At 64.1% G+C, this 14,048-nt stretch carries 14 protein-coding genes; 3 read left to right on the forward strand and 11 right to left on the reverse strand.

All coding sequences use genetic code 11. The features are described from left to right. Positions 1–17: 17 nt before the first annotated feature. From AC1DOQ_RS19320 to AC1DOQ_RS19330, 3 genes are all read left to right on the forward strand, one after another. Positions 18–1,403, forward strand: coding sequence for a replicative DNA helicase (locus AC1DOQ_RS19320; RefSeq protein WP_047823886.1), 1,386 nt, complete (start codon positions 18–20; stop codon positions 1,401–1,403). 70 nt (positions 1,404–1,473) lie between these two features. Beyond that, entirely contained in the window at positions 1,474–2,100 is a 627-nt protein-coding gene (locus AC1DOQ_RS19325) for a DUF47 domain-containing protein (RefSeq protein WP_047823888.1), read from the forward strand. A 21-nt stretch (positions 2,101–2,121) separates the two neighbouring features. Next, the gene (locus AC1DOQ_RS19330) at positions 2,122–3,132 is read left to right on the forward strand and encodes an inorganic phosphate transporter (RefSeq protein ID WP_477367859.1); all 1,011 of its coding nucleotides are present in this window, start codon (positions 2,122–2,124) and stop codon (positions 3,130–3,132) included. Positions 3,133–3,260: 128 nt separating this feature from the next. On the opposite strand, the gene AC1DOQ_RS19335 is transcribed toward AC1DOQ_RS19330, so the two are convergent. The 11 genes from AC1DOQ_RS19335 to AC1DOQ_RS19385 all read right to left on the reverse strand — a co-directional run bounded on the left by AC1DOQ_RS19335 (position 3,261) and on the right by AC1DOQ_RS19385 (position 14,042). Beyond that, complete coding sequence (locus AC1DOQ_RS19335) at positions 3,261–3,500, reverse strand: hypothetical protein (RefSeq protein ID WP_477367862.1); 240 nt, start codon at positions 3,498–3,500, stop codon at positions 3,261–3,263. A gap of 306 nt (positions 3,501–3,806) precedes the next feature. Beyond that, on the reverse strand, positions 3,807–5,603 hold the full coding sequence (locus AC1DOQ_RS19340) for a PhoH family protein (RefSeq protein WP_477367865.1): 1,797 nt from the start codon (positions 5,601–5,603) through the stop codon (positions 3,807–3,809). A 248-nt stretch (positions 5,604–5,851) separates the two neighbouring features. Next, positions 5,852–6,343 carry a peroxiredoxin gene (locus tag AC1DOQ_RS19345; protein ID WP_477367868.1) on the reverse strand — a complete coding sequence of 164 codons (492 nt, stop codon included), beginning with the start codon at positions 6,341–6,343 and terminating at the stop codon, positions 5,852–5,854. Between the two features lie 46 nt (positions 6,344–6,389). Next, positions 6,390–7,331 carry a polysaccharide deacetylase family protein gene (locus AC1DOQ_RS19350; protein WP_477367871.1) on the reverse strand — a complete coding sequence of 314 codons (942 nt, stop codon included), beginning with the start codon at positions 7,329–7,331 and terminating at the stop codon, positions 6,390–6,392. 16 nt (positions 7,332–7,347) lie between these two features. After that, the gene (locus AC1DOQ_RS19355; RefSeq protein ID WP_477367874.1) at positions 7,348–8,400 is read right to left on the reverse strand and encodes a bifunctional UDP-4-keto-pentose/UDP-xylose synthase; all 1,053 of its coding nucleotides are present in this window, start codon (positions 8,398–8,400) and stop codon (positions 7,348–7,350) included. Positions 8,401–8,418: 18 nt separating this feature from the next. Then, positions 8,419–9,336 (reverse strand): formyltransferase, encoded by a 918-nt coding sequence (locus AC1DOQ_RS19360; RefSeq protein WP_477367877.1) that lies wholly within the window; start codon positions 9,334–9,336, stop codon positions 8,419–8,421. A gap of 89 nt (positions 9,337–9,425) precedes the next feature. Continuing rightward, positions 9,426–10,406: a glycosyltransferase gene (locus tag AC1DOQ_RS19365; protein WP_477367879.1), complete on the reverse strand. Its 981-nt coding sequence runs from the start codon at positions 10,404–10,406 to the stop codon at positions 9,426–9,428. Positions 10,407–10,417: 11 nt separating this feature from the next. Beyond that, complete coding sequence (locus AC1DOQ_RS19370; protein ID WP_477367882.1) at positions 10,418–11,557, reverse strand: DegT/DnrJ/EryC1/StrS family aminotransferase; 1,140 nt, start codon at positions 11,555–11,557, stop codon at positions 10,418–10,420. Between the two features lie 72 nt (positions 11,558–11,629). After that, the gene (locus tag AC1DOQ_RS19375; RefSeq protein ID WP_477367884.1) at positions 11,630–12,004 is read right to left on the reverse strand and encodes an EamA family transporter; all 375 of its coding nucleotides are present in this window, start codon (positions 12,002–12,004) and stop codon (positions 11,630–11,632) included. A 2-nt stretch (positions 12,005–12,006) separates the two neighbouring features. Then, on the reverse strand, positions 12,007–13,674 hold the full coding sequence (locus tag AC1DOQ_RS19380) for a glycosyltransferase family 39 protein (RefSeq protein ID WP_477367887.1): 1,668 nt from the start codon (positions 13,672–13,674) through the stop codon (positions 12,007–12,009). Beyond that, entirely contained in the window at positions 13,671–14,042 is a 372-nt protein-coding gene (locus AC1DOQ_RS19385) for an Mth938-like domain-containing protein (protein ID WP_477367890.1), read from the reverse strand. The genes AC1DOQ_RS19380 and AC1DOQ_RS19385 overlap by 4 nt, the downstream gene beginning before the upstream one ends. Positions 14,043–14,048: the final 6 nt, after the last annotated feature.

Genomic DNA, 14,048 nt, shown 5'->3' on the forward strand with positions numbered 1-14,048 from the left:
ACGGTATAATGTCGGCCATGAACACCCCAGCAGACCCGCAGATCGAGTCGCTCCGCATTCCCCCGCATTCCATCGAAGCAGAACAGTCCGTCATCGGCGGCCTGCTGCGCGATAACGCGGCGTGGGACCGCATTGCCGATTTCATGCATGCGGAGGACTTTTACCGCTACGACCACCGGATCATCTTCGAACAGATGGTCCGCCTGATCAATGCTGGCAAACCTGCCGACGTGATCACCGTGTACGAGTCGCTCGTCCAGCTCGGCAAGGCCGAGGAAGTGGGCGGGCTGCAGTACCTCAACGCCATGGCGCAAAATACGCCATCCGCTGCCAACATCCGCCGATACGCCGAGATCGTCCGCGACCGCGGCGTGCTGCGCCAGCTCATCACCGTGGCCGACGAAGTCTCGGCCAAGGCCTTCAATCCCCAGGGCGCCGAGGTCAAGCAGATCCTCGACGAAGCCGAATCGCGCATCTTCGCGATCGCCGAGCAGGGCGCCCGCGGCGCCCAGGGCTGGCTGCCGGTGCAGCCGCTGCTGACCCAGGTGGTCGAGCGCATCGACGAACTCTACTCGCGCGAAAACCAGGGCGAGATCACCGGCGTCCCGACCGGCTTCATCGACCTCGACAAGATGACCTCCGGCCTGCAGCCGGGCGACCTGGTCATCGTCGCCGGCCGTCCCTCGATGGGCAAGACGGCGTTCTCGGTCAACATCGGCGAGGCCGTCGCGGTCGAGGCCGGCCTGCCGGTCGCGATCTTCTCGATGGAGATGGGCGGCACCCAGCTCGCCATGCGTATGCTGGGCTCGATCGGCCAGCTCGACCAGCACCGCCTGCGTACCGGCAAGCTGATCGACGAGGACTGGCCGCGCCTGACGCATGCGATCCAGAAGATGAACGACGCCCAGATCTTCATCGACGAGACGCCGGCGCTGAATCCGATCGAGATGCGCGCCCGTGCGCGCCGCCTGGCGCGCCAATGTGGCAAGCTCGGCCTGATCATCGTCGACTACCTGCAGCTGATGCAGGGTTCGAAGCCGGGCGACAACCGTGCTTCGGAAATTTCTGAAATTTCGCGTAGCCTGAAGGGCCTGGCCAAGGAGCTGGGCTGTCCGGTGATCGCACTGTCCCAGCTGAACCGATCGCTGGAACAACGCCCGAACAAGCGTCCGGTCATGTCCGACCTGCGCGAATCGGGCGCTATCGAGCAGGACGCGGACGTCATCATCTTCCTGTACCGCGACGAAGTCTATAACCCGGACTCGCCCGACAAAGGTACCGCCGAGATCATTATCGGCAAACAGCGTAACGGCCCGATCGGGGCGGTGCGACTGACCTGGATGGGTATGTATACCAAGTTCGGGAATTACAGCGGCAGTCTGTCCATCTACCAGGGCGACTAAGCCGGTAACGACTGCGGCGCGACCTGTGCCGCAGCCCTTGAAGTTCCAAGAGATTTACAACGGAGAACCTATGTTTGGACGCCTGATGCCCACTGAGGGCAAATTTTTCGACCTCTTCAACCAGCACGCGGCCCTGTGCGTGAAGGGTGCACAAGAAATGGTCGGCCTGATGACCAACTTCGACGACCTGGAAAACCGCACCCACGCCGTGGAGAGCATCGAAAAACAGGCGGACAAGATCACCTACGCTTGCGTCGACCTGCTGCACAAGACCTTCATCACGCCGCTGGACCGTGACGACATCCACAAGCTGATCACCCGCATGGACGACATCCTCGACATGATGGAGGACGCCGCCCAGACCATCTCGCTGTACGACCTGCACGCCGTGACGCCGGAAGCCAAGCGCCTGGCCGAGCTGTGCCTGGCCTGCTGCGAAAAGGTCCAGCAGGCCGTCGGCATGCTGCACAACATGGACAACGCCCAGAAGATGGTCGCGATCTGCGAAGAGATCGACCGCCTGGAATCGGACGCCGACCACGTGATGCGCGCCGCGATGTCCAAGCTGTTCCGCGACGAACCGGACGTCCGCAACCTGATCAAGATGAAGGCGATCTACGAGATCCTGGAAACCGTCACCGACCGCTGCGAGGATGTTGCCAACATCATCGAAGGCATCATCGTCGAAAACGCGTAAGCCAAGAACAATAAGAACAATATGGATCATCTTCATATCAGCATTTACGTGCTGGGCCTGCTCGTCCTTTTAGCGCTGGTCTTCGACTTCATGAACGGCTTCCACGATGCCGCCAACGCGATCGCGACGGTGGTGTCGACCGGGGTGCTGAAACCCCAGACGGCGGTCGCGATGTCCGCGCTGTTCAACTTCGTCGCCATCTTCACCGTCGGCGTGCACGTGGCATCGACGGTGGGCAAGGGCACGGTCGACCCGAACATCGTGGACCAGTACGTGATCTTCGGCGCTCTGGTCGGGGCGATCGTCTGGAACGTCATCACCTGGTACTACGGCATCCCGTCCTCGTCCTCGCACGCCCTGATCGGCGGCCTGGTGGGCGCGGCCGTGGCCAAGTCGGGCACCGGCGCCCTGGTCGGCGGCGGCCTGCTCAAGACCGTCACCTGGATCATCCTGTCGCCGCTGCTGGGCTTCCTGCTCGGCTCGATCGTGATGCTGGCGGTGTCCTGGATCTTCGTGAAGACGCCGCCGCGCAAGGTCGACACCTGGTTCCGCCGCCTGCAGCTGGTCTCGGCCGCGGCCTACAGCCTCGGCCACGGCGGCAACGACGCCCAGAAGACCATCGGCATCATCTGGATGCTGCTGATCGCGGCCGGCGCCTCGCAGGCCAGCGATGCGGTGCCGCCGCTGTGGGTGATCATCTGCTGCTATACGGCGATCTCGCTGGGCACCCTGTTCGGCGGCTGGCGCATCGTCAAGACCATGGGCCAGAAGATCACCAAGCTCAAGCCGGTCGGCGGCTTCTGCGCGGAATCGGGCGGCGCCATCACCCTGTTCCTCGCCAGCGCCATCGGCGTGCCGGTGTCGACCACCCACACCATCACCGGCGCCATCGTCGGCGTCGGCTCGGCGCAGAAGGCGTCGGCGGTGCGCTGGGGCGTGGCCGGCAACATCGTGTGGGCCTGGGTCTTCACGATTCCGGCATCGGCCTTCATGGCGGCGATTGCGTGGTGGATCGGTACCCACATCCTGTAACGCGTGCATCGTTTTGGATGAGAAGGGCGGGATGCGAATCCCGCCCTTTTTTTGTGGGCGCTGTTCGCGCCAATGAAAAGGGCCGGGAGTGACGAACTCCTGGCCCTTCGCTTCAGCCCGCCCGTAGTTCAGTTCCGCGGCATGTTCAGGGCGTCGCCGCCCAGCGTGCGCAATTTTTCCAGGTCGTCCTTGTTGGCGGTCTTGATGGCGCTGGTGCGATCGACGTTACGGCGCGCGATCGAGCTGCCGGTCGGGACGTAGGTCTCTTCCGGTCCGCTGCGCTGGTCGCTTGCACTGTCTTGCGTTTCGGTCGCACAGCCGGCCAGCAGGGCCGAGCAGGTCGCGGCCAGCAGGATCAGGTACTTCATATAGTCTCTCTCCTTGTGTTGGTACTTCGGTTGAAAAAGCGCTTGGGTTCCGTCACAACGCGACCTCCAGTCCCTCGCGGGGCAGGGCGCCGGCGAACACGGTTTCCAGTTCGTCGTCGCTGCGGCCCGGGGGAGGGGATCGATCCCCGCACGCCCCAGAATCGGAATTTCATAAGCTTCCCTGGTTTTCTCTGTCTTGTTTTTACTGCATGAGCATCGGGGAATGATAGCCCCAACGAAGGGGGGACGTAAAAAAGCCTGCGGGCCTTTCGGCGCACAGGCTTTTGCTTGACGAAGGATCGAAACTTACAGCACGTCGCTGGCGTGATCCGCCAGGCGCGAGCGTTCGCCGCGCGCCAGGGTCACGTGGCCGCCGTGGCTCCAGCCCTTGAAGCGGTCGACCACATAGGTCAGGCCGCTCGAGCCTTCGGTCAGGTAAGGCGTGTCGATCTGGGCGATGTTGCCGAGGCAGAGGATCTTGGTGCCCGGGCCGGCGCGCGTGACCAGGGTCTTCATCTGCTTGGGCGTCAGGTTCTGCGCCTCGTCGATGATGAGGAACTTGTTCACGAAGGTACGGCCGCGCATGAAGTTGAGCGACTTGATCTTGATGCGCGAACGGATCAGGTCCTGGGTCGCGGCGCGGCCCCAGTCGCCGGCGTCGCCGTCGCCTTTCATCAGCACTTCGAGGTTGTCGTCGAAGGCGCCCATCCACGGCGACATCTTCTCTTCCTCGGTACCCGGCAGGAAGCCGATGTCCTCGCCCACCGGCACCGTCACGCGGGTGACGATGATCTCGTTGTAGACCTTGGTCTCCAGCACCTGGGCCAGGCCCGCCGCCAGCGCCAGCAGGGTCTTGCCGGTGCCGGCCTGGCCGAGCAGGGTGACGAAGTCGACCTCGGGGTTCATGAGCAGGTTCAGCGCGAAGTTCTGCTCGCGGTTGCGCGCCGTGATGCCCCACACGTTGTTCTTGTTGTGGCTGTAGTCGCGCAGGGTCTGGAACACGGCGGTCTTGCCGTTGATTTCCTTGACCTGGCCCTGGAAGGGGGCTTCGCCGTTGTTCGGTTCGAAGAACACGAACTGGTTCACCATCAGCGAGGGGATGAAGGGGCCGGTGACGCGGTAGTAGGTCGACGAATTGCCGCCCTTGATCTCCTGCCAGGACTCCATGTTCTTGCCGTGCTTGGTCCAGAAGTCGTCCGGCAGCTGGACGATGCCCGAGTACAGCAGGTCGGTGTCTTCCAGCACGTGGTCATTGAAGTAGTCCTCGGCGGCCAGGCCCAGGGCGCGCGCCTTGATGCGCATGTTGATGTCTTTCGACACCAGCACGATGGCGCGGCCCGACTGGTCGGCTTCCAGCGCGCGCACCACGCCCAGGATCTGGTTGTCGGCCTTGCCGGACGGGAGGCCTTCCGGCAGGCTGGCGGCGTTCAGGCGGGTCTGGAAGTAGAGGCGACCGCGCGCATCCTTGTTGCCCAGCTTGGCCAGCGGGATGCCTTTCTCGATGGCGTCGTCGTCGGTGTTGGCGATCAGGGCGTCCAGGGTGCGCGATACCTGGCGTGCGTTGCGCGCGACTTCCGACATGCCCTTCTTGTGGTTGTCGAGCTCCTCGAGCGTCATCATCGGCAGGTAGACGTCGTGCTCCTCGAAGCGGAACAGCGAGGTCGGGTCGTGCATCAGCACATTGGTGTCGAGCACGAACATCTTGGTGCTGCCTGCGCTGTCGGCCTTGCGGCTGGCCGAGGACTTGACGTTGACCTCGACCGGCTTGTGCTTGGCCGGATGCGGTTCGTTCATGTCGGTCTCGCGCAGCTTCGCGGCGGTGCCGTTCTTGCCGCTCTTGTCTTCGCGGGGAGGCGCGGGCAGCTTGGCCGGCGCGGCCGGCGGCGTCGTCTCGCGTGCCGGCGCTTCGGCCAGCAGCGCAGCCTTCGACTTGCGCGCACGGGTGGTCTTGGCCGGGACTGCCTGGCCGCTGATCAGGTCTTCGACCGGGTCGTTCTCCGCCTTCGCGGCTGCGCGGACAGGCGATTTGCCGGGTTCGGCCTTCGGGTAATCTTTTGCCAGCAGAATCGTCGCCGGCTTGCTTGGAATTTTCGGTAGTGGCATCAGGTTCTCAATCGATATGAAGTCGGAAAAAATGCGCCGCGCGGACGTGTGCGCCGCCGGGCCGGACAGATGCAACTATGGGGGGAGCTGCGAGGCCCCGGCCGCTCATCAATGGGAGCGCGGCCGGCGGCCAGATTGGAATGATGCGTTGAGGTAAAACTGGGACTCAAAATAGGCAAACGTAATGGCTACAAGTTAATAATACCGGAGCCATCCGTCGACAGGCGCTTGAAGAAGCGTGCAGTAGCTTATTCGAGCTCCTGGGGCTGGCTCTTCAGGAATTCCAGCACTTCCGCCACGTGATCATTGACTTTCACGCCACGCCATTCTTTCACCACTTTGCCGTTAGCGTCAATGACAAACGTACTGCGCTCGACCCCCCGTACCTTCTTACCGTACATGTTTTTCATCTTCATGACATCGAACTGCGTGCAGACCGCTTCTTCGGGGTCGGAGATCAGTTCGAAGGGCAGGCCGAGCTTGGCCTTGAAGTTCTCGTGGGAACGCAGCGAATCGCGGCTGATGCCGTAGACGGCGGCGCCCAGCGCGGTGATCTCGTCGTGGTGGTCGCGGAAGTTCATGGCTTCCGTCGTGCAGCCGGGGGTATTGTCCTTTGGATAGAAATACAGCACCGTGAACTTTGCCGGGCGACCCTGCAGCTCGAAGGTCTGGTCGCCGGTCATGGCGGCAGTGAAGTTGGCCAAGGGTTCGGTAGCTGTTGCGGATGGGCTTTCGGCCACGGGGTTCTCCTGTCAGGAACAATGAGCGCGGCGCGAAAGCCGCGGCTCAGGTATTGGTATCGAGGACGATCAGCTCTCCTGACCGGCCCGGTAGTTCTCCCCACTGAACTGGATATTCGGGCAGCGGGGTATGTTTTATCTTCTCATAATAGTCGGCCATTGAGGCAAGCTGATAGCCTTGAGCTTTCCAACCTGATAACAGCTGCTCGAAGATGGGGGCGAGTTTCTGTCCTTCAAGCTCGGCGTGCAGGGTATACACGTGATCGCGGCGGTTTTCCGCCGTCAGCTTGAGGATGTGGGCGGCGATGTTCTGCGTCGTCAGCTCGGCACCGTCCACTTCGCGTCCCAGCAGCTCGTCCAGCGTCGGCAGGGTGGTCGGCATCTGGATGTGGCGCATGCCGGCGAAGCGGTAGGGGCCGGCCTGCGGGTCGGCCAGCGCGCCATTCTCGAGCAGCATGGCGCGGCCGTCGGAGGCATAGGCATAGCCCTGGGCGTCGTGGCGCCTGAAAGCGTGCACGTTCATCTGCCAGCCGGCCGCGCCATGGGTATGCGGCGCCTCGCCGAACACCTGGGCGTAGCGCTGCTCGCTCTTCTGCATCATGCGATCGGTCCACTGCGCATCCCTGGCGCGGACATTGTCCTGCCACAGCACGTGGTCCCAGGTATGGATGCCGCATTCGAAGCCGGCATCGCGCGCGGCGCGCATCTCCGCCGCGCCCTTGACGCCGATGTCAGGACCGGGCAGCAGCACGCCGTACATCAGGGTCTTGAAGCCGTAGTGTTCGACCACCGAAGTGCGCGAGACCTTCTGGAAGAAGCCGGGACGCAGGGCGCGCCGCATGGCCCAGCCGGTATGGTCGGGCCCCAGCGAGAACAGGAAGGTCGCGCCGGCGGCGTGCCGGCCCAGCATGGCTACCAGGTGGGGCACGCCTTCCAGGGTGCCGCGGTAGGTGTCGACGTCGATCTTGAGGACGAGCAGAGGAGCCAAGTCGATTCCCCGCCGCTTAGTCCATCAGCGCCTGGGCGGCGCCGACCTGGCCGCGGTAGGCATCGAAGATGCCGCGCAGGGCGTCCGCCATGKTGGTGGTCGGCGCCCAGTCCAGGTCCTGCATCGTGTTCTCGATCTTCGGCACGCGGTTCTGCACGTCCTGGTAGCCGGCGCCGTAGTAGGCGCCCGAGCTGGTCTCGACGATCTGCACCTTTTGCGCGCCGGCCGCGTATTCCGGRTAYTCGGCGGCCAGCTCGAGCATCATGCCGGCCAGGTCGCGGATCGAATAATTGTTGGCCGGGTTGCCGATGTTGTAGATCTGGCCGCTGGCCTTGCCGTCCTTGTTCTCGATGATCTTCATGAGGGCCTCGATGCCGTCRTCGATATAGGTGAAGGCGCGCTTCTGGTGGCCGCCGTCGACCAGCGAGATGGTCTCGCCGCGCACGATGTGGCCGAAGAACTGGGTCAGCACGCGCGACGAGCCTTCCTTCGGCGTGTGGATCGAGTCCAGGCCGGCGCCGACCCAGTTGAAGGGGCGGAACAGGGTGAAATTCAAACCTTCCATGCCGTAGCCCCAGATCACGCGGTCCATCAGCTGTTTCGAGCAGGCGTAGATCCAGCGCGGCTTGTTGATCGGGCCGTAGACCAGCTCCGAGTTCTCCGGATCGAACTCCTCGTCGTGGCACATGCCGTACACTTCCGAGGTCGAGGGGAACACCAGGTGCTTGTTGTACTTGGCGGCCGAGCGCACGATCGGCAGGTTGGCTTCGAAGTCGAGCTCGAAGACCTTGAGCGGCTGCTTGACGTAGGTCGACGGCGTGGCGATGGCGACCAGCGGCAGGATCACGTCGCACTTCTTGACGTGGTACTCGACCCATTCCTTGTTGATCGTGATGTCGCCTTCGAAGAAGTGCATGCGCGACTTGTATTCTTCATTCGCGAGCAGCTCCGTGATGCGGTCGGTGCTCATGTCCATGCCGTAGACTTCCCAGTCGGTGGTCTCGAGGATGCGCTTGGACAGGTGGTGGCCGATGAAGCCGTTGACGCCGAGGATGAGGACTTTTTTCATGATGTATGTGGGTATGCGTTATTCGGCGGACAGTTGGGCCTTCAGTTCGGCCGGCGAGATGCGCAGGCCGTCGGCCAGCAGGCTGTGGATGGCGATCGCGCGGCCGTCGCCGCAGACGCCGAGGATGGCATTATCCACCACCGCCAGCCCGGGCGGCAAACCCAGGGCCTGGATGTCGCCGCGGTAGGGGCGGGCGCGCTCGATCACGTAGCGGCGCGGGCCGATGTCCGTGAACGCGCCGGGGTAGGGCGGGGCCACCGCGCGGTGCAGGTTATAGACCTGGCCGGCAGGCTGCGACCAGTCGATGCGGCCGTCTTCCGGCTTGCGGCCGCCGAAGTAGCCGCCCTTGGTCAGATCGTTGGGCGTGCGCGGCGCGGTCCCGGCCAGCAGCTGCGGGAGCACATTGTAGAGCGCCAGCTCGGCCGCCACCGTCACCTTGCCGAACACCTCGAAGGCGGTATCGTCGGGCAGGATGGGCACGGCTTGCTGGGACACGATGGCGCCGGCATCCGGCTTGACGGTCATCTCGTGCAGCGAAGCGCCGGTTTCGAGCGCGCCGTGCAGCACCGCCCAATTGGTCGGCGCGCGGCCGCGGTAGGCCGGCAGCAGCGAGCCGTGCATATTGTAGGCCGGCGCCACATCGAGGATGGCCTGCGGCAGCATGTGGCGGTAGTAGAAGCTGAACATCAGGTCCGGCTGCACCGCTGTCACCCGCTCCAGCAGCGCCGGCGACTTCGCATCGTCCGGGGTGATGAAGGGAATGCCTTCGATCTCGCACAGCGATTGCACGGACTCGAACCAGATGTTCTCGGTGGCGCTGTCCTGGTGGGTGACGACCAGGGCGACGTCGACGCCGCCGGCGAGCAGGACTTTCAGGCAGCGTACGCCGACGTTGTGGTAGGCGAAGACGACTGCGCGTTTGGGGGCTTGGGTCATATGTTTATGTATCTATTCGCCGATAACAGATGAACCGTCATCCCCGCCTTCGCGGGAATGACGGCGATGCTGGAGCTAACGCCAGGAATTCAGCGCACCAACTGCCGCTTCTCCGCCGCCTCGACTTCGGCTCCGGCCGGCATGCCCTGCAGGATGGTCTGCACCACATACCGCGGCCGCGCACGCACCTGCTGGTAGATCCGGCCGACGTATTCGCCCACCAGGCCGATGCCGAACAGGATCACGCCCATGAAGAAGAAGGCGATCGCGAACAGGGTGAACACGCCTTCGGCTTCGGCGCCGAGGACGAAGCGGCGGACCAGCAGGAACACCACCAGCAGCGCCGACAGCAGCGACATCGTGATGCCCAGCATCGAGAAGAACTGCAGCGGCACCAGCGAGAAGCCAGTCATCAGGTCGAAGTTCAGGCGGATCAGGCTGTACAGCGAATACTTCGATTCGCCGGCCGCGCGCTCCTCGTGCTCGACCACGATCTCGGTCGGCTTGCGCGAGAATTTATAGGCCAGCGCCGGCACGAAGGTGTTCACTTCGGCGCACTGGTTGACCAGGTCGATCACGTTGCGGCCGTAGGCGCGCAGCATGTTGCCCTGGTCGGTGATGTGGATGTTGGTGATCTTCTCGCGCAGGCGGTTCATCATCTTCGAGGCCACCGTGCGCCAGGCCGAATCCTGGCGCTTGCGGCGGATCGAGCCGACGTAGTCATAGCCCTCGCGCATCTTGGCCACCAGCTTGTGGATCTCTTCCGGCGGATTCTGCAGGTCGGCGTCGAGCGTGATGACGATCTCGCCGCGGGTCTGCTCGAAGCCGGCCAGGATCGCCATGTGCTGGCCGTAGTTGCCGTTGAAGAGGACCACGCGGGTCACGTCGGGACGCTGGCGGTACTGCTCGGCCAGGATCGACACCGAGTTGTCGCGGCTGCCGTCGTTGACGAAGACGATCTCGTAGGGCAGGCCCAGCTTGTCCATCGCCGGGTACAGGCGCGCGAACAGGTTGGCCAGGCCGGCTTCCTCGTTATAGACCGGGATGACGATCGACAGTTCCGGTTTCACGCCCGCCACCGTCATTTTGCCAGCACCGATTTGACGGCCGCCACCGCGCGCTCGACGTCGGCGATGGTCATGGCGTTGAACATCGGCAGGGTCACGGTCAGGCGGCCGATCTTCTCGGATACCGGGAACATGCCTTCCTTGAAGCCGCGCTCGCGGTACATCGTGAACAGGTGGATCGGCGCGTAGTGGTAGCCGGTGCCGATATTGTGTTCCTTCTGCATGCGCGTCATGAAGTCGGCGCGGGTGCCCGGACCGTGGTCCGGCAGGATGATCTGGAACAGGTGCCAGTTGCTGCTGCCGAAGGCCTTGACCGGCAGCTGGGCGCCGTATTTTTCCTCGAAATCGTCGCCGAAGCAGTCGAAGTAGTGCCGGGCCAGCGCCGCGCGATGGGCGGTCAGCTTGTCCAGGTTCTTCATCTGGCCCAGGCCGATGGTGGCCATGATGTCGCTCATGTTGTACTTGCCGCCGAGGACGTCGACGTCGATGCCGTCCACGCCGCTGCGGGTCACGCCCTGCAGGCGGTATTTCTCGGCCAGGCGCGCTTCCTCGAGATCGTTCAGCACCAGGCAGCCGCCTTCGCCGGTGGTGATGTTCTTGTTGGCCTGGAAGCTGAAGGAAACGAAGTCGCCGAAGGAGCCGATGCGCTTGCCCTTCCACAGCGAGCCGATGGCCTGGGCGGCATCCTCGACCACGCGCAGATTATGTTTTTTCGCGATCTCGTACATGCGGTCCATGTCGACCGGCAGGCCGGACAGGTAGACCGGGATGATGGCCCTGGTACGCGGGGTGATCGCCGCTTCCAGCTTGTCGAGGTCGATGTTGCGGGTGACCGGATCGATGTCCGCGAACACCGGGGTGGCGCCAACTTCGATGATGACGTTGGCGGTGGCCGGCCAGGAGATCGGGGTGGTGATCACCTCGTCGCCCGGGCCCACGCCGGCGATGCGCAGCGCGATCTCCATGGTGCAGGTGCCGGAGTTGAAGGTGCGTACCGGACGGCCGCCGAAATACTCGGACAGCAGGGCCTCGAAAGCCTGGTTCTTGGGACCGGTGGTGATCCAGCCGGAGCGCAGCACCTCGCCGACGGCGGTGATGGTGTCCTCGTCGATGGTGGGCCGGGAAAAGGGCAGGAAGGGCAGCTCGGCAGTCATGGGAAGCTCGATCGAATTGTTATTGGTAAAAATGCGGTTGTCATTCTATCAGCCGGCCGGGCCGGCCGATGCTCAGGAACGCGCCAGCAGGGCGACGCCGACCATGATCACGCCGATGGCCAGCAGGCGCTGCGGCGAGATGGTCTCGCCCAGGAACATCCAGGCCCCCAGCGCCGCCACCACATAGCCCAGCGAGAGCATCGGGTAGGCGATGGTCACGTCGGTGCGCGACAGGCCCATGATCCACACCACCAGCGAGAGGGCGTAGCAGGCCAGGCCGGCCAGGATCGGCAGCTGGGACGCGACCCGGATGAAGGTCTCGAAGGCGTTGCTCACCGTGAGGTGGATGGCGCCGCCCAGGGCGTTGGTGCCGGCCTTGAGCAGCACCTGGGCGCAGGCGTTCAGCAGCACGCCGGAAATGATGAAGGCGAAGGTAGTGAGGTTCATGTTCAGAAGTTGGCGATCACGGTGCGGCGCGAATCGGCGGCGACGATGCGCAGCGGTACGCCCTGGCGCTGCAGGTCGGCGGCGATCTCGGGACGGGTGATGGCGACGCTCCGGATACCGGCCGCCGCCTCGGCACGCCATTGCTGTACGAAGGCCGGGATGGTCGGGATCGAGAGCTGCGGCTGCTGTTCGAGGCCGAAGGTGAATTCGTCCCAGTAGTCGACCAGGGTCACCGTGCGCTTGAGGTAGAAGGTCAGCGACTGTTCGTAGAGGCCGACCGAATAGACGCGGGTGGCCGGATTGGTGGCGCCGGCCGCCGCCAGGGCCGGCATCAGGTTGGTGCCGGCGCGTACCTTGCCGATCGGCTCGAAGCCCGCCAGCAGCAGCTGGGTGCCGGCGAAACCGGCGATCGCCAGCACCAGCACGGTCAGGTCGCGCTGCATCTGGCGCGCGTACAGCATCGACAGGGCGCCGCCGATCAGCAGCACCAGGCCGGCCGCCAGCACCCAGGGCTGGTAGGCCGCGTACAGCACGTCCTCGCCCGGATGGCGCGCCAGGCGCAGCATGAAGGGCACGAAGCCGAGCAGGCCGGCGCCGAACAGGGCGGTCAGGCCGGCGGTCAGCATGCGGCTGCGGCGGGTGCCGACGTCCAGGTAGATCGCCACCAGCATGGCCACCGCCGGGAACACCGGCACGATGTAGCCGGGCAGCTTGGAATTCGACTTGGTGAAGAACAGGATGATGAAGGCGGTCCAGACCAGCAGCATCAGGCGCGGCTTGAAGCGGGTCGGCTCCTGTTGACGCCTGGCGCCCAGGATCAGGCTCTGCACCAGCACGCCGATCCAGGGCAGGCTGCCCACGGCCAGCAGGACGAAGAAAACGTACCAGGCGGCTTCGCGGTGGTGCTCCTTCTTCAGGAAGCGGTCGAAGTGCTCGTGGATGAAGAAGAAGTGCGGCTGTTCCGGATTCTTCAGGCCGACCAGCACGAACCAGGGCGCGGCGATCAGGAAGAACAGCAGCAGGCCCTTGACCGGGTGCAGGCGGGTCCAGATCTTCCAGTCGCGCGAAAACAGGGTGTAGAACACCAGCACGCCGCCCGGCAGGACGAGGCCGATCAGGCCCTTCGCCAGCACCGACAGGGCCATCCCGGCCCAGCACAGCAGCATCCAGTTGCGCTGCTCGCTCGGCGTGGCGTCGTCGCGCTGGGCCACCAGCAGGGCGCACAGGGCGATCGTCATCATGGCGGACAGGCTCATGTCGACCGAATTGACCTGGCTGCAGATCACCCAGTAGAGCGAGGAACCCAGCACCAGCGCGGCGTAGAAGCCGATGCGGGCGCCGAACACGCGCATGCCGGCATAGCCGGTCAGGCCGACGCCGAGCAGGCCGCACAGGCCGGTCCAGAGACGCGCCTGCCAGTCGCCGAGCCCGAAGAGCTCGAAGGTGAGGGCGTTCATCCAGGTCTGCAGCGGCGGCTTTTCGAAATACTTGATGCCGTTCAGGCGGGTGGTGATCCAGTCGCCGCTGGCGAACATCTCGCGCGCCATCTCGGCATAGCGCCCTTCATCGGGTGGCACCAGCGTACGCGCCCTCAGCACGCCGAGCAGGACGGCGGCGAAAGCGATGAACAGGGTCCAGACGAGGGTCTTGTTCTTGTGGAGTTCTTTCATTCGATGATCAACGCCAGCGTCACCTTGCGCCCTTCTCCCATCAGGATGTTATAGGTGCGGCAGGCGGCATGGCTGTCCATGCTTTCCACGCCCACGTGCTGCTTCGACAGGCTGGCGATCAGGCGCGGATGCACGAAACGCTGGCGCTCGCCGGTGCCCAGCACGACCACGTCGGGCTTGTCGGCGGCGATCTCTTCGAAATGTTCGGCGGTGAGGTCTTCGAACCGGGTCACGTTCCAGGGACGCGGCGGCGTCTCGGGCATCACCAGCACGCTGTAGTCGTAGCGCTGGGCATTGATTTCGACGCCGGATTGGTCGTAGCCGGTAACGGTCTGGTATTTTTCGGTATTGCTGGAATGTAGCTTCATGGGAAA

Source organism: Massilia sp. 01N417 (genome assembly GCF_056399645.1).